Origin of the sequence: Kitasatospora sp. NPDC096077, assembly GCF_040303245.1 — a bacterium.
GTDB lineage: Bacteria > Actinomycetota > Actinomycetes > Streptomycetales > Streptomycetaceae > Kitasatospora.
In genome coordinates, this window is record NZ_JBEOSV010000001.1 from 301,306 (window position 1) to 316,195 (window position 14,890).

The 14,890-nt window shown below is 71.5% G+C and carries 13 protein-coding genes; 3 read left to right on the forward strand and 10 right to left on the reverse strand.

All coding sequences use genetic code 11. The features are described 5' to 3' along the window. Positions 1 to 57: 57 nt before the first annotated feature. Complete coding sequence (locus ABTZ03_RS01080; protein WP_350510723.1) at positions 58 to 645, reverse strand: TetR/AcrR family transcriptional regulator; 588 nt, start codon at positions 643 to 645, stop codon at positions 58 to 60. 99 nt (positions 646 to 744) lie between these two features. Continuing rightward, entirely contained in the window at positions 745 to 1,692 is a 948-nt protein-coding gene (locus ABTZ03_RS01085) for a LysR family transcriptional regulator (RefSeq protein ID WP_502894361.1), read from the reverse strand. Between the two features lie 98 nt (positions 1,693 to 1,790). Here ABTZ03_RS01085 and ABTZ03_RS01090 point away from each other — a divergent pair, with 98 nt between their 5' ends. Beyond that, the gene (locus tag ABTZ03_RS01090; RefSeq protein ID WP_350510724.1) at positions 1,791 to 2,486 is read left to right on the forward strand and encodes a type 1 glutamine amidotransferase domain-containing protein; all 696 of its coding nucleotides are present in this window, start codon (positions 1,791 to 1,793) and stop codon (positions 2,484 to 2,486) included. 9 nt (positions 2,487 to 2,495) lie between these two features. Here ABTZ03_RS01090 and ABTZ03_RS01095 read toward each other — a convergent pair whose 3' ends face one another. The 4 genes from ABTZ03_RS01095 to ABTZ03_RS01110 all read right to left on the reverse strand — a co-directional run bounded on the left by ABTZ03_RS01095 (position 2,496) and on the right by ABTZ03_RS01110 (position 6,661). Next, positions 2,496 to 2,633 carry a hypothetical protein gene (locus tag ABTZ03_RS01095; protein WP_350510725.1) on the reverse strand — a complete coding sequence of 46 codons (138 nt, stop codon included), beginning with the start codon at positions 2,631 to 2,633 and terminating at the stop codon, positions 2,496 to 2,498. A 114-nt stretch (positions 2,634 to 2,747) separates the two neighbouring features. Beyond that, entirely contained in the window at positions 2,748 to 3,812 is a 1,065-nt protein-coding gene (locus tag ABTZ03_RS01100) for a M12 family metallopeptidase (protein WP_350510726.1), read from the reverse strand. 172 nt (positions 3,813 to 3,984) lie between these two features. Next, the gene (locus ABTZ03_RS01105; protein ID WP_350510727.1) at positions 3,985 to 5,862 is read right to left on the reverse strand and encodes an FG-GAP-like repeat-containing protein; all 1,878 of its coding nucleotides are present in this window, start codon (positions 5,860 to 5,862) and stop codon (positions 3,985 to 3,987) included. A gap of 76 nt (positions 5,863 to 5,938) precedes the next feature. Next, entirely contained in the window at positions 5,939 to 6,661 is a 723-nt protein-coding gene (locus ABTZ03_RS01110) for a hypothetical protein (protein WP_350510728.1), read from the reverse strand. A gap of 343 nt (positions 6,662 to 7,004) precedes the next feature. Between ABTZ03_RS01110 and ABTZ03_RS01115 the strand changes: the two genes are divergently transcribed. Both ABTZ03_RS01115 and ABTZ03_RS01120 read left to right on the forward strand, forming a co-directional pair. Then, complete coding sequence (locus tag ABTZ03_RS01115; RefSeq protein ID WP_350510729.1) at positions 7,005 to 8,150, forward strand: hypothetical protein; 1,146 nt, start codon at positions 7,005 to 7,007, stop codon at positions 8,148 to 8,150. A gap of 52 nt (positions 8,151 to 8,202) precedes the next feature. Continuing rightward, the gene (locus ABTZ03_RS01120) at positions 8,203 to 8,751 is read left to right on the forward strand and encodes a hypothetical protein (protein WP_350510730.1); all 549 of its coding nucleotides are present in this window, start codon (positions 8,203 to 8,205) and stop codon (positions 8,749 to 8,751) included. Positions 8,752 to 8,843: 92 nt separating this feature from the next. On the opposite strand, the gene ABTZ03_RS01125 is transcribed toward ABTZ03_RS01120, so the two are convergent. The 4 genes from ABTZ03_RS01125 to ABTZ03_RS01140 form a co-directional block, all read right to left on the reverse strand. Next, positions 8,844 to 10,373, reverse strand: coding sequence for an NHL domain-containing protein (locus tag ABTZ03_RS01125; protein ID WP_350510731.1), 1,530 nt, complete (start codon positions 10,371 to 10,373; stop codon positions 8,844 to 8,846). Between the two features lie 58 nt (positions 10,374 to 10,431). Then, positions 10,432 to 11,958: an NHL domain-containing protein gene (locus ABTZ03_RS01130; RefSeq protein ID WP_350510732.1), complete on the reverse strand. Its 1,527-nt coding sequence runs from the start codon at positions 11,956 to 11,958 to the stop codon at positions 10,432 to 10,434. A gap of 269 nt (positions 11,959 to 12,227) precedes the next feature. Then, complete coding sequence (locus ABTZ03_RS01135) at positions 12,228 to 13,400, reverse strand: PLP-dependent cysteine synthase family protein (protein ID WP_350510733.1); 1,173 nt, start codon at positions 13,398 to 13,400, stop codon at positions 12,228 to 12,230. A gap of 248 nt (positions 13,401 to 13,648) precedes the next feature. Continuing rightward, the gene (locus ABTZ03_RS01140) at positions 13,649 to 14,575 is read right to left on the reverse strand and encodes a SigB/SigF/SigG family RNA polymerase sigma factor (protein ID WP_350510734.1); all 927 of its coding nucleotides are present in this window, start codon (positions 14,573 to 14,575) and stop codon (positions 13,649 to 13,651) included. Between the last annotated feature and the right edge of the window lie 315 nt (positions 14,576 to 14,890).

Consider the following 14,890-nt stretch of genomic DNA (forward strand, 5'->3'; position numbering starts at 1 on the left):
CCCCATTTCCAACCCGCCAGTTGGAAATGGGGCCCGAGTCGATTCAGGAAGGTCGATTCAGGAAGCGAGCCTGCGCACCATCTCCACCACAGCCGCACGCCGGGACGCCGGATCCGCCACCGCCGCCCCGCCGAGGATCATCCGGGCCAGCTGCGGCGCGGCGAACTGCCAGCCCGCCAGCGCCACCACGGCGTACAGCAGGTCCTCCGGCCGCACCGCGCCCGCCCCCTCCCCCCGCGCACGGGCGACCGCCTCGACCTTCCCCGCGTAGTACGCCGTTCGCTGCTCCTCACCCGCGGCCGGAGCAGCCGCGTCGCCGCACAGCGCCTCCCACTGCAGCAGGCGCAGCAGGTGCGGATGGGCGAGGTGGTAGTCGAACACCCGCCCGGCGTACTCCGGGAGCTCCACCGCCCGCCCGTCCGCCTCCGCCATCGGCACCGCGGCGGCCAGCTGCTCCAGCTCCCGCTGGACCACCGCCTCGAACAACCGGGCCTTGCCCCCGAAGTAGGGGTAGATCCGCTCCTTGTTGACCCCGGCCACGGCCGCGATGCGGTCGATCCTCGCCCCCTCGGGCCCGTGCGCGGCGAACTCGTCCACGGCCGCGTCCAGCAGCAGCCTCTTGGTCTTCGCGGTGTCCCATGCCATGTGACCAGCATAGGAAGTCCCAACCCACCGGTTGGATCCCGGTCCGCCGGGCGGCCCCGGAGCCCGCCCGGTCGGGATCGTGACCGGCTGCCGCGGCGCTCAGGCCTCGTGGGCGGTGCGCAGCAGATGGTCGCGCACCAGCGTGACATGGGGGTTCGTGGACGATCCCGGGCGCTGGACCAGGAAGCCGGTGTTGATCGGCGGGTCCTCCGGCTCGTCGAGCAGGACCAGGGTGCCCGCGGCCAGTTCGGCGGCGCAGAGGTAGCGCGGCAGCACGCTGTACCCGGCACCGCCGACGACCGCCTCCTTGACCGCGCCGAGGTCGGGGACGGTGACGGCCGGACGGCAGGTCAGCCGCCGGCCGAAGACGTGGCGCCAGTAGCGCCGGACGATCGGCAGGTCCTCGGCGTACGAGACGAGCGGCACCGCGTGCAGGACCGTGGGCCCCTCGGTGGCGAGGCGGGATCCGATCCGTTCGGCCCATGCGGGGGCGGCGACCAGGACGAACTCCTCGTCGGCCAGCGGCACGGAGGCGAGCGCGCGCCCCCTCGGGCGCAACGTGGCCACCACCAGGTCGTGCCGGCCCGCCCGCAGTCCGTCGAGCAGGTCGTCGGTGAGGCCGAAGGCGATGCGCAGGCGCACCCCCTTGTCGACGAGCGGGGCGAGCGTCGGCATGACGCAGTGCCGGAGGTACTCGGCGGGCCCGGCCAGGTGCACCGGCTCCGCGTCGCCCTCGCCGAGGAGGGCGCCGCCGACCGGGCCGAGGGCGTCCAACGGCTCCATGACCCGCGCGGCCAGCTCGTCGGCGAACGGTGTCGGGGCGACGCCGCGCGACAGCCGCTCGAACAGCTCCCGGCCCAGCTGGGCCTCCAGGGAGCGGATCTGCGTCGTCACCGTCGGTTGCGACAGGCCCAGCACCCGGGCGCCCGCGGTGAAGGCGCCGGCCCGGTACACCGCGAGGAAGGTGCGCAGCAGATTCAGATCGAGCAGGCCGTTCCCCTGCGGCGTCGACGGTCCGGCCCGGCCATCGGAATCCCTATCTCTCACATGCGGGAGCCTATTGGATTCCGATGGGGCAGGCGTCTACCTTCGGCGATGTACCGTCCGCGATCCCGTACGGGATCCGCACGCTCGGGAGTACCCCCATGTCGAAGATCCTCTTCGTCGTCACCGGCGCCGACCACTGGACGCTGGCCGACGGCACCAAGAACCCCACCGGCTTCTGGGCCGAGGAGGCCGTCGCCCCGTACCAGGCCTTCAAGGCGGCCGGTCACGAGATCGTGGTCGCCACACCCGGCGGCGTCGTTCCCGTCGTCGACCGGGGCAGCCTCACCCCCGAGGCCAACGGCGGGCAGGAGAACGCCGACCGCATCGCCGACGCGCTGGCCGGCTTCGGCGAGCTGCGGTCGCCCGTCCGGCTCGACGACGTGGACCTCGGCGACTACGCCGCCGTCTTCTACCCCGGTGGCCACGGCCCGATGGAGGACCTCGCGGTCGACGCCGACTCCGGCCGTCTCCTCACCCTCGCCCTGGCGTCCGGCAAGCCGCTCGGCGTGGTCTGCCACGCCCCGGCCGCGCTGCTGGCCGCCACCGGCGCCGACGGGACCAACGCCTTCGCCGGCTACGACGTCGCCGCCTTCACCAACGCCGAGGAGACCCAGGCCGGCTTCGCCGACCGGGCGAAGTGGCTGCTCCAGGACCGCCTCACCGAGGCCGGCGTGAACGTCCGGGTCGGCGAGCCGTGGGCGCCGAACGTGGTCGTCGACCGCAACCTGGTCACCGGCCAGAACCCGGCCTCCTCCGCCCCGGTCGCCGCCGAGCTGCTCAAGAAGCTGGCCTGACCCGAGGGCTCAAGTCCCGTCGGGCCGTCGGCCGGTGGGCTGCTCCAGGCACCGGACCGTCAGCAGGTGGGAGAAGCCCGTGCAGGTCCTCGACGGGCTGTGGTCGGGCCGGCCGTTCACCTTCCACGGCCGCCGGTGCACGGTCACCGACCTCACCTTCCAGCCGGTGAGCCCGAAACGCCCGCACATCCCGGCGTGGATCGCCGGCACCTGGCCCGCACGACGCCCCATGCGGCGCGCCGCGGGCTGGGACGGCGTCTTCTACTTGTACATGGCCTTGACCCCGGCGATGTCGCCGGCGGACAGCTCGGTGGCCTCGCCCAGGACGACCCCCGGGGGGAGCGGCTTCTTCGGGGTCATGGTGTCCTTGCCGTTCTTGGAGTAGGACTTCGTCCCGTAGTGCATGATCGACGCGTAGTCGTAGGCCGTACCGAAGGTGCTCTCGTTCTTCTGCATCTGGAAGTTGTGCTTGTCCTTCGGCTCGATGTTGTCGAAGGAGACCTTGATGTAGGTGTCCCGGTCGGGACGTGCCTGCTCGTGGAAGAGGCCGACGGTGTGCCCGATCTCGTGGACCAGTTCGACGGCGTCGCAGGAGGCGTCGTCGACGATGTCGACGGTCTGCCGTCCGCCGACGCGGCCGACCTCGGAGCTGCAGCTGCCGTCCGGGCTGGGCTGGAACTCCACGTAGTCCGGGTAGGACTTGGCGTTCTTGGCGGTGCGGGCGACGAACCTGATCGGGGTCTTCTGCTGCCAGTGGTCGATCGCGGCCTTGACGTCGGCCTGCTGGTCCTTGCTGAGCTTGGAGTTGACCACGTAGGGGACGGTCGCCTTCTTCCAGCGGTACTTCTTGTCCGCCCGGCCCAGAGCCCGGCCCTGCGCACGGGGGCGGCCGGACGCGTCGACGGCGAACGCGTCCTCGACGACCGGCTCGTCGTCCCCGGTCAGGGTGATGACGACCTGGCCGGTGAGGGGCTCCTCGAAGTCGGGACCGCCGTCGCTGGTCGGGATGTCGACCTCCACGGTCTGGACGGTGTCGTCGCAGATGAGGTCCTGGACGGTGGCGCTGCCGGCGGCCTCGTCCCCGGCCTCCAGCTCCTCCTCGTAGCCGAGGACCAGGGACGTGGCGGTGTCGGGCAGACAGCTGTAGGAGACGGCCGCCGTCACGGTGTCGGGCGCCTGGTAGGTCAGACCCTCCAGCGCGACGGTGCCCTCCGGCGCGTCCGGGTCGGAGTCATCGGCGGCCGCCGTCGGACCGAGCGGTCCGGCGAGGGCGGCCAGCAACAGGGCGGCGACGGCGGAGAGGGTGACGGATCGGCGGATGGCCATGGGCTGTTCGGTGTCCCTCGTTCTCGGGCGGCGGGTGCCGGTCCCGGTGAGTCCGACGTCCTCACCGGGACCGCGCACGCAATGGATCGCCTACATACTGGCCGCGGCGAGGAACCGCGCCGTACCGCGACACGGGGCCGACCGGGTACCGCCGAGATCGACCGGAGCGGACCTAACGGGTCCGGAAGCGGCGGTGGAGGTTCCGGGCCACGTACACCCCCGGGCCGCCGAAGCCGACGAGATCGACGCGCCCGTCGCCGGTGATGTCGGCGACGAAGCGGGGGTGCCGATCGACCCGCCAGGCGCCCGAGTCGTCGCCGTACCCGAAACCGCGGCAGACCAACTGGGCCTGCTCGAACCGGCCTTCACCGAGTCCGTGCGACACCCAGACGCCCTCGTCGCCGAAGCCGACGATGTCCGGGACGCCGTTGCCGGTGACGTCGGCGAGGAAGCGGAGGTGCTTCCTGGGCGTCCAGCCCTGTGCCGTCCCGAAGTCGTTCAGGACGAGCTTCGCGGGCTCGAACGTGCCGTCGCCGCGCCCGCGGGCCACCGCGACGCCCTGCGGGCCGAAGCCGACGAGGTCCACCTGACCGCCGACGGTGGTCCTGACCAGGAACCGGGGGTGCTTGGCGACCGACTTCCAGCCCTGGGCGGTCCCGAAGTCGCCGAGGACGAGCTCCGGTTCGCCGAACGAGCCGGACGCGCCGGACGCACCCTCCCCCTCCTGACGGGAGACCCAGACGCCCTCGTCGTGGCAGCCGACGAGGTCGAGCCGGCCGTCACCGGTGGTGTCGGCCAGGAAGCGGGGATGCCTGTCGAGGAGCCAGCCGCCGGCCTCCTCGCCGCGGCCGAAGGCCTTGAGCACCGGTGCGTCGGGGAGTTCGGCGAACGTACCGTCCTCGTCCTGGCGGGAGACCCAGACGCCGCCGTCGTGGCAGCCGACCAGGTCGAGCCGGCCGTCACCGGTGGTGTCGACGAGGAAGCGGGGGTGCCGGTCGGCGAGCCAGCCGCCGGCCTTCGGGTCGCTCCCGAAGGCCTTGAGGACCAGCTTGCCGGCGGCGGGGGCGAATGTGCCGTCCTCGCCCCGGCGGGACACCCGGACGCCGTCGGCGGCCAGCACCACGATGTCGGGCTTGCCGCCGCCCGTGGTGTCCGCGAGGGTCCACAGGTCGGCGGGTGCCAGCGCGGCGGCGGTCTTGAGCAGGGGCTGCTCGGCGTCGAAGGTTCCGTCGCCCCGGCCGGGCGCGGTCACGGCTCCCTTGGCGGGCTTGAGCCCCACGATGTCGTGCCGCCCCGCCCCCGTGAGGTCGGCCAGGAACCGCGCCCCCGTCCCGGCCCACCAACCCGGCTGCCCGGGAACGCGGTTGAGCCCCTCGCCGGTCCACTCACCGGCGGCCTTGTCGCTGCCGAACTGCTCCAGGACCAGCAGCATGTCGCTGAAGGAGGGCGTCGCGCCGGGTGCCATCCGCAGTGCGGTGGAGCGGACCAGCGGCCAGGACCGGCGGCCGTTCCAGTGGTCCCGCTGCGCGAAGCGCAGCACGAGGTCGCTGGTGCGCTCGGGTTCGGCGGTGACGAACCGCCAGCGCTGGGTCTTCGAGCTGTCGTCGTACGCGCGCAGGACGACCCGGGTCTCGGCCGGCGGCTCGTCGTCCTCGTCGCGGTCGGGCAGGTCGAGGACGACGCCGTCGCTCGCGCTCTCGATGAAGTAGAGACCCGCCTCACCCTCGACGGGGACGACGTGCCACTGCTGGTTCTTCTTGCCCGCGGCGGCGGCCGCCTGGCGCAGGCCCCGGTCCTTGCCGCCGGGGTCGTCGAGCACCTTTCCCCCGGCCGCGTTGCGGATCACATAGCCCTGGTCGTCCTGTTCGAACCCGCCCTGCGCGGTCTTCACAGGGGTGAGCTGCCACTGCTCCGGGCGCGGGCCGTCGGCGGCGGCGAAATCGCGGACGACCAGCGCCCCGTCCGCGGTCGGGACCAGGGGGGCGCCGAGGGTCTTCCCCGTGGCGGCGTTGACGATCTCCAGTTTCAGTTCTTGCGTGGGCACGGGCATCGTGGTGCCTCTTCCAACTCTTCCGGACGGTGCGGGCGTTGGCCCGGGACGGGGGCTGCGCGGCGGTGGTCGCGGCTCACGTGAAGACGTGGTGGTAGGGCACGTTCCACTCGTTGGGCAGCCTCGGGTAGAAGGTGTTGATGATCGTCCCGGTGAAGTCCCCGCCCCAGTTGTAGGTGAGGCGCGCCTCGTTCTCGGGCGTCACCGCGTAGTCCTTGAAGCCGAGGATGGCGTCGGGGTGGGTGATCGGTACGAAGGTGATCCCGCCCCACGGCGTCACCGTGACGACCCAGAGCTGGGTGTCCTCGGGCGCGCCGTTGCGGCCGCGCCACTTGTCGCCGACCTTGTCGGGCAGGCCCACCTGCACGGTGTCGGCGGTCGCGGCCTTCGGGGCGTCCTGGTGGACGCTGATGCGCCGGCGCTGGGGCTTCGGGGTGCCGTCGTCACCGCGCCCGGCGGCGGTACCGGCCGGGTCGACGGGCTTGGGGACCACCTGGCCCGCGGCGCTCTCCAGGAAGTAGAGCGGCCGCTGCCCGAAGAAGCCGCCGGGGGTGATGTACCAGAGGTGGCCCTTGGCCTCCTTGGTGTCGGGGTCGAGCGTGGTCGCCAGCTTGACCCCCTTGTCGTGGACCGAGTCCTTGAGGTCGACCGGCCGCAGGTAGCCGCCGTTGAAGGCGTGCACCAGCATGACCGGCCGGTTCTCGACCAGCGCCGCCACGATCGCGTTGTCGTAGCTGTTCACCGCCACCGGGCCGCCGACCACCAAATTCGCCATAGCGGTGCGTTCTTGGGTGTACATAGCGGAAACCTCACCTGTTCTCAGGACGGGAGTGTTCTGTGCTGCGGGAGAGCAATGCGTCGGGCGCCAAGTTCGTGGGCGTGTCCCGGAATTGCCGAGTTGCCAGGGTTCCACACTCCCCAATTCACCGACAGGGCCCGGTCCTTGGTTCACCCGATCGAGTGTCATGCCCGCAACGGCCACTCCGCGGCATAGGGGCCGTGATAGCTTCCATCGCCGGAACGTGCACAGAATTCCGTTCCCGACCCACTCCCAACCCACCGAATTCACCGAATTCATCCGCGCGCGGTTCGGCCGGATCGATTCGAGGACATCATTCGAGGACACCATCCGAGGACGGGGAATGCCTTCCAACGCGTACAACCTGGATCGGGCCAAGCGCCGGCCACTGACCAAGAAGAACCTGCGGGAACTGGGCATCGAGCAGACCTGGCAGGCCATCCTGGACCACCCCAGCCTGGTCTACGTCGACGACTACGGTGTGCGGCACAAGCCGGTCGGCTTCTCCATGAACAAGTCCAGCTTCGGCGCCTTCCCCGGCACAGCGCACCAACTCGGCTGGCTCGCCTACCTCAACCTCGGCGAGCCGCTGGTCGAGGAACGGCGCAACATCCACCAGCCGCCGCCCGACATGTTCTCCTCGCGCAGTTATGTCAACCGCAGCCGGACGGCCGAAATGGACTTCACCGACACCGTCGAGTTCACCGTCTCCAACGCGATCACCTGGACCCTCCAGGGGGAATCCCAGCTCACCTTCGGCGGCAGCGTCAGCGCCGAACTCCAGCTGCAGTTGCAGAACCAGCTCCAGATCGAACTCCAGGGCCAGCTCCAGGGGCAACTTCAGGGGCAGCTCGGAACACAGCTGCAGAACGCCATGGACAACAAGTGCACCAACACGGTGACCAATGAGAACAGCAAGGACGACATCGGGGTGGACGTCGCGAACGCCACCGAGAACGGCGTGAACAACTCGGTGGCGAATTCTGCGTCGGCCTCCGCCACGGCCACCGCGACGAGCACGGTGACGGACTCGGTGGCGTTCACGACCACCGGCACCGCCACCGGCAACGCGCAGCTCAACGCCAGTTTGATGGCAGGCATCACGGGCTCCGTCAGCGGCACCCTGACCACCAGCTGGATGTCCAACTCGCAGATCTCCGGCAAGGTCCCGGCGGGCTCCCGGGTGGAGACCCTGGTCAGCCAGCGGCGCACCCGCAAGCAGTACTCCTACGAGATCCCGGTGACCTTCTCCGGGCTGCTCGCGGTGCGGTACGACGTGCCGGTGGCGGTGCTGTCGCCGCCGCAGCCCGGGGACTACCCCGGCCTCGACCGACTGGTGGCCCGCGACATCGCCGACCTCGACCTGGCGGGCGGCGGCTTCCGGATGAAGGGGCTGGCCGAGGTGGTCTCCGCCCTGGAGGTCCAGCACACGATGTTCGACGGCGAGAGCCTGACCGACAGCGAACGAGAGCTGTTCAAGCAGCCCTGACCGGGCGGGCGGTGACCACCACGACGACAAGAGACGACCAGAGGTGACAACCATGGTGTTCGGCAACATCTTCGACTCCGCGGGCAAGGGCGCGGGGCTGTTCTCGGTGATCACCGGCGACGGAAAGCCGGAGCCGGGGGCGGACGTCGACTTCGAGGACTCCGACGACGCCACGTACGACGACACGACCACGAGCCTGTTCACCAGCGGGATCCACGGGGCCAACAACCGCGCGAAGATCGTGCAGGAGCAGTCGCCCGAGGCACGGGCGGTCCTCGGTTTCCTCGGCTCCTTCGTACGGACCACCCAGGCGTCGGCCGGGGTGCAGGCGCAGTACAACCAGGACCCCGGCTCGGTGTCCACGGCGGCGGCCGGCGGCATGCGGGCCTCCAGCCCGACGGTGGCGGATCACGGCGATCTCCAGAAGGACCCGGACCTGGAGAGCCGGCCGAGGAAGAGCGACTACACCAAGCCGCCCAAGCCGGCCAAGCCGACCGTGGAGGCCCCCGACGCCCCGGCGGCACCGGCGGCCGCCAAGCCGAGTGCCGACAAGCCGAGCGCCGACACACCTCCGCGAGCCGACTCACCGCCGCGCTCGTAGCGGCGAACGCCCGATGAGGGGGGGTCAGGGACGCTGCCGTCCCTGCCCCCCCTTCGCGTGGGTCGGACCTGGTCAGACGGTGCCGGACGGTGTCACACGGGCAGCAGCTGCCACTGCCGGTTGCGCTGGTCGCCGTCCGACTCCTGCTGCTTCACCGCCGCGGGCGCGGTGGCGTCGACCCGCAGGAGCAGGCCGCTGCGCCGGTTGGCGATCTCGTACGTCCGCGCGCTGTCGGCCGCGGTGCCGACCGGGATCAGCCGCCACTGCTGGTGGTGCGCGTCGACGCCCTGGTAGGCGCGCTGCGCAGCCACCGCCCCGGCCGCCTCCTCCCCGTCGACGATCTCCAGGACCTTGCCGCTGCGCAGGTTCTCGAACGTGTAGAGCACCTCGCCGCCCCCGCTCCGGCCCGCCACGACCAGCCGCCACCGCTGGTGCTCCCGGGGGACGGCGAGCGACTGGTGGATCTCGGCCCCGTCCTTGGTGGACTCCCGCAGCACGCCCATCCGCAGCCCGCTGCGGACGTTGGACCAGGAGACCACCGTGCCGGACTCCGGCAGGCCGGCCATCAGCGGTGAGGCGATCCTCCGGATCCGGTTGTTGACGTGGTCGGCGATGTAGAGGGTGTCCACGCAGTCCACGGCGAGCGCGGCCGGGTTGTTCAACTGGGCCTTCACGGGCGGGCCGTTGTCGCCCCCGAAGCCCGCGGTGCCGGTACCGGCGACGGTGCCGATCCGGCCGTCCGTGCCGATCCTACGGACCCGGTGGTTGTTGTAGTCGGCGACGTAGACGGCCCCGGTGCTGTCCACCGCCATCCCCATGGGGAGGTTCAGTTGGGCCTTGTCCGCCGGGCCGCCGTCCCCGCTGAAGCCGGCCACGCCGGTGCCCGCGACGGTGCTGATCCGGCCGTCCGCCGTGACCTTCCGGATCCGGTGGTTGCCGCCGTCGGCGAAGTAGAGGGTGCCCGTGGCGTCCACCGCGAGTCCGCGCGGGTAGTTCAGCTGGGCCTTGTCCGCCGGGCCGCCGTCGCCCCCGGAGCCGACCGCACCGGTGCCCGCGACGGTGCTGATCCGGCCGTCCGCGGCGATCTTCCGGATCCGGTTGTTGTTGTAGTCGGAGACGTAGACGGCCCCGGTGCTGTCCACCGCCACCGCCAACGGGTAGTTCAGCTGCGCCGACGCCGCCGCGGCGCCGTTGCCGCTGAAACCCGCGGCGCCCGTGCCGGCGAAGGTGGTGATCCGGCCGTCCTTGGTGATCCTGCGGATCCGGTGGTTGGCGGCGTCGGCGATGTAGAGGGTGCCCGCACTGTCCACCGCCAGCCCGCGCGCCTGGTTCACCTGGGCCAGCGCGGCAGGGCCGTTGTCACCGCTGTATCCCGCGGTGGCGGTGCCGGCGAGGGTGCCGATCCTGCCGTCCGTGGTGATCCTCCGGATCCGCTGGTTGTTGTAGTCGGCGATGTGGAGCATCCCGGCGCTGTCCGCCGCCAGCCCGAGCGGGCGGTTGAGCTGTGCCGCGACGGCCGGTCCGTTGTCCCCGGCGAACGCCGCCGGCCCGGTCCCCGCGACCGTGGTGATCGGAGGGGCGGTCTGCTGGCCCGGAGTCGTCGTCCTGTCGGGAGTGGTCATCGTCGTTCCTTCACTCGTGGTGCCCGGATGTCGAGGGTGGGTGGCTGCTGCTCGTACGTCACACGGGGAGCAGCTGCCACTGCCGGTTGCGGTGGTCGCCGTCCGCCCCTTGCTGCGTGACGGCCACGGGCGTGGTCGCGTCGACGCGCAGGAGCAGGCCGCTGTGCCGGTTGGCGATCTCGTACACCCGGGGGCTGTCGGTCGCCGGGCCCATGGGGATCAGCCGCCACTGCTGGTGGTGCGCGTCGGCACCCGCGTAGGCGCGCTGTGCGACCACCGTCCCGTGCACCTTGAGTGCTTCGGGGACCTCCAGCACCTTGCCGCTGCGCACGTTCTCGAACGTGTAGAGCACCTCGCCGCCGTCCTGTCCCGCCACCACCAGGCGCCAGCGCTGGTGCTCCCTGGGCGCGGCGAGGACCTGATGGATCTCGGCGCCGTCCTTGGTGGACTCGCGCAGGGCCCCCATCCGCAGCCTGCTGCGGACGTTGACCCAGGAGACCACCGTGCCCGACTCGGGCAGCCCGGCCACGGCCGGCGAGGCGATCCTGCGGATCCGCTGTCCGCTGTACTCGCTGATGTGGAGGGTGTCGACGCAGTCCACGGCGAGCCCCAGGGGGTTGTTCAGCTGGGCCTCGGCGGCCGGGCCGCCGTCGCCGCTGGATCCCGCGGTGCCGGTGCCGGCGACGGTGCCGATCGTCCCGTCCGCGGCGACCCTGCGGACCCGGTGGCTGCTGTACTCGGCGATGTGGAGGACGCCGGCGCCGTCCACCACGACCCCGGTCGGGACGTTCAGTTGGGCCTGGGCCGCCGGGCCGCCGTCGCCGGTGGATCCCGCGGTGCCGATCCCCGCGACGGTGCTGATCGTCCCGTCCGCCGCGACCCTCCGGACCCGGTGGTTGAGGCTGTCGGCGATGTAGAGGGTGCCCGCGCCGTCCAGTGCCAGCCCGTGCGGGCGGTTCAGTTGGGCCTTGCCGGCGGGGCCGTCGTCACCCCCGAAGCCCGCGGTGCCGGTGCCGGCGACGGTGCTGATCGTCCCGTCCGCCGCGACCCTGCGGACCCGGTGGTTGTTGTAGTCGGCGATGTGCAGGACGCCCGCGCCGTCCGCCACCACCCAGAACGGACCGTCCAGTTGGGCCTTCGCCGCCGGGCCGCCGTCACCGCTGAAGCCCGCGGTGCCGGTGCCGGCGACGGTGCTGATCGTCCCGTCCGCCGCGACCCTCCGGATCCGGTGGTTGTCGCCGTCGGCGATGTAGAGGGTGCCCGTGCCGTCCACGAACACCCCGCGCGGGTAGTTCAGTTGGGCCTTGACCGCCGGACCGCCGTCACCGGCGAAGCCGCCCGTGCCGGTGCCCGCGACCGTGCTGATCCTCCCGTCGGTCGTGACCTTCCGGACCCGGTGGTTGTCACGGTCGGCGAAGTAGAGGGTGCCGGTACGGTCCACCGCGATCCCGAACGGACGGTTCAACTCGGCTGCGACGGCAGGGCCGTTGTCCCCCTTGGGGCCCGCGACCCCGGTCCCCGCGATCGTGCTGATCGGAGGGGCGGGGTTCTCGCTGCCTGTCGTTGCTTGCGGGGCGGTGCTCATCGTGATCCCTTCGCCGTTCACTGGCCGCCTGTTGCTCATTTCAGGTGACTGTCGGTTGATTCCAGCAACTCGGAAGGGCAGGAACACGGCAAATTCTCGAACGAGTGCATTCCGCTGCAACAGCTTGACGTGACGGGTCGTTGCCGCCCTGCGCACGTCGCCGACCGGCCGACAACGCCCGGGCGGGGCCGCCGGAGATCCCGACGGCCCCGCCGGGGCACCCGACACCGGGGACGAACCGGGCGACAGCGGGCGCTGTCGCCCGGGCGTCACATGTTCCAGAGGGCGGCCGCTGGCCGGGGGACGGGCTGGAAGGCCGTGGGCGGGACCCATTCGCCGGTTTCGAAGAACGTCTCGATGGTGGGGACCCAGGGCTTGTAGTCGATCTTCTTCTCCTTGAGCCACGCGTCGTCGTAGTACTCATTGGTGTAGCGGGAGGCCGGGTCGCACATCACGGTGGCCACGCTGCCGCTCTCCCCGGCCTTGAGCATGCCGAGCAGCACCCGGATCGCACCGAAGACCCCCGTCCCGGTGGAGGGGCCCGCCTGGATGTTCCAGTCCCCCTTCGCGAGGACGCGCATCGTCGCCACCGACGCCGCGTCGTGCGCCCGGATCATCCGGTTGACCGTGGCCGGCACGAACGAGGCCTCGACCCGGGGGCGGCCGATGCCCTCGATGAGCGAGCCCTGGTCGGTCACCGTGGGGTCCCGCCAGTACCAGCCGTCGAAGAACGCCGAGTGGTCCGGGTCCGGCACGCACACCCTCACCGCGCTGCCGCTGTAGCGGGCGTGGCGGGCGACCGAGGTGGCCGTGCCGCCCGTCCCCGCGCCCATCACGAACCATTTCAAGTCCTTGAGCTCGTCCAGGAGTTCCTGGGCGAGGCCCTCGGTGCCGCGCCAGTCGTAGGCGCGTTCGGCGTAGGTGAACTGGTCCATGAAGTGTCCGTCGTACCGGGCGGCCACCCGGCGCGCGTGCTGGACGATGTCCCCCGTCGTGGGGATCACGGCACCGTCGAGGTCCCTGATCGCCTGCAGCTTCTCCTTGGCCGTGCCGGCCGGCACCACCGCGTAGAAGGGGATCTTGAGCTTCTGGCAGTACCAGGCCTCGGAGATGGCCGTCGATCCGCTGGACGCCTCCACCACCGGCTGGTTCCGGCTCAGCCAACCGCTGGAGACGGCATGGGTGAGCAGCGCCGCGGCGAGGCGGTGCTTGTGGCTGCCGGAGGGCTGCTCCGCCTCCCGTTTGACGTGCAGCGTCAGCCCGTTCCGCTCGAAGGCGTCCGGCAGCGGGATCCTGGTCAGCTTCGTCCGCTCGGGCCTCAGCTTGTCCCGGATGGCCGCGATGGTGCCGATCGCCCACGTCCGGTCGTCCCGGTAGACGTCCGACTCGTCCTCCGTCTCGGCCGGGGGTGGGCTTCCCGGGATGTCGTCCAGCGTGGTCATCAGTGCTCTCCGTCCTGCTCGATCGCGGTGCCGACGGCCTGTCGGCGCCCGTTCATGATGGACATCCGGGCACCCGCCGGCCCGGTTGCCGACCGGTGCCCGGCCGTGTTCACCGGAGCAGCGCAACCCGCCGCGCCCCGCGCCGGCCCTCACCGCACGGGAGGCCATGGGCGTCCCGGCCCCCGGCGCAGCCCGACCGTGTCGCCGCACGACGGGCCGTCGAGTCGACTCGCACCGGCACCGGCCGGTCACGCATGCGGGCGGTGGCCCCGGGGCGACCAGCCCGGCGCGTCGCGGTCATCCAGTTGTTCGCGCAGTCCCGCCAGCACGGCGCTGAGCAGCCGGGAGACGTGCATCTGGGACACGCCGATCCGGGCGGCGATCTCGGACTGGGTCAGGCCGTCCCAGAAGCGCAGCTTGAGCACCGTCTGCTCCCGCTCGGGAAGGTGGGCCAGCAGCGGACGCACCGCGGTGCGGAAGTCGGCGAGTTCGATACCCGGGTCGCAGGAACCGAGGCGGTCCACCAGCGCACTGCCGGCCTCGTCGGCGTCCTGCTCACGCAGCGCGTCCAGGGAGTTGGGGCGGTGGACCCGGCCCGCGACCAGGCCTTCGGTGGCCTCCGCCACGGTGAGGTCCAGGTCCTTCGCGATCTCCTCGGGGCTCGGGACGCGGCCGAGTTCCTGCTCCAGCCGGTCGGAACCGCGGGCAACCGTCAGGTACAGCTCCTGCATGCTGCGCGGCACCCGCACCGGCCAGGAGGTGTCACGGAAGAACCGCTTGATCTCGCCGGCGATGGTGGGGATGGCGTAGGTGACGAACTCGACGCCGCGGTGCGGGTCGTAGCCGTCGACGGCCTTGATCAGTCCGACCGTGCCGACCTGGAGGATGTCCTCCAGGTCCTCCGCGCGGTGGCGGTAGCGCGCCGCGACGAAGCGCACCAGCGGCATGTTCAGCTCGATGACCGTGCCGCGGACGTAGCTGTACTCCCTGCTCTCGCGGGCCAGTTCGGCCAGCCGCTCGAACAGCTCGTCGCTCAGCTCGCGCGCCTCGCACTTGCCCATGGCCCGCAGCTCGGCTTCGGTGAACCGGGGCGGACGGTCCGGTCGGGGCAGCGCGGACGGGGGACCGGCGGCCTCGGGTCCGGCAGGGTGAAGGGCTTCCGTAAGGGTGGACACTTGCTTCTCCTGGGCATCGGGGTGAACGCCCTGCTCCGCGAGCGGAATCCCGCTCGCGTGCGGTGGACTTCTTTCCCCCAGGACCTGTGCCCGGCTTCTTCAAGCGAAGGTCCCGGCGACACCCGACGGGTGTCGGCGCGGCCACCGGATCGGCTACGGCCGCTGCTACAGGTGTTCTACCCGGATACACGACACCGAATTCATGTTTCGGATGGCTTATTACTGTTTGCGAGGAATGCGCGATGGCCCCGGTCACCCGAACGCCGGGCGCGAACGGTTCCTCCGCGCTTCCGACGCAACGTTCACCCTGGTGAC

Coding starts and splice junctions, on each gene's coding strand:
- ABTZ03_RS01105 (WP_350510727.1), bottom strand. CDS start 5,862: ATGCCCGTGCCCACGCAAGAACTGAAACTGGAGATCGTCAACGCCGCC.
- ABTZ03_RS01080 (WP_350510723.1), bottom strand. CDS start 645: ATGGCATGGGACACCGCGAAGACCAAGAGGCTGCTGCTGGACGCGGCC.
- ABTZ03_RS01125 (WP_350510731.1), bottom strand. CDS start 10,373: ATGACCACTCCCGACAGGACGACGACTCCGGGCCAGCAGACCGCCCCT.
- ABTZ03_RS01110 (WP_350510728.1), bottom strand. CDS start 6,661: ATGTACACCCAAGAACGCACCGCTATGGCGAATTTGGTGGTCGGCGGC.
- ABTZ03_RS01090 (WP_350510724.1), top strand. CDS start 1,791: ATGTCGAAGATCCTCTTCGTCGTCACCGGCGCCGACCACTGGACGCTG.
- ABTZ03_RS01120 (WP_350510730.1), top strand. CDS start 8,203: ATGGTGTTCGGCAACATCTTCGACTCCGCGGGCAAGGGCGCGGGGCTG.
- ABTZ03_RS01130 (WP_350510732.1), bottom strand. CDS start 11,958: ATGAGCACCGCCCCGCAAGCAACGACAGGCAGCGAGAACCCCGCCCCT.
- ABTZ03_RS01115 (WP_350510729.1), top strand. CDS start 7,005: ATGCCTTCCAACGCGTACAACCTGGATCGGGCCAAGCGCCGGCCACTG.
- ABTZ03_RS01100 (WP_350510726.1), bottom strand. CDS start 3,812: ATGGCCATCCGCCGATCCGTCACCCTCTCCGCCGTCGCCGCCCTGTTG.
- ABTZ03_RS01135 (WP_350510733.1), bottom strand. CDS start 13,400: ATGACCACGCTGGACGACATCCCGGGAAGCCCACCCCCGGCCGAGACG.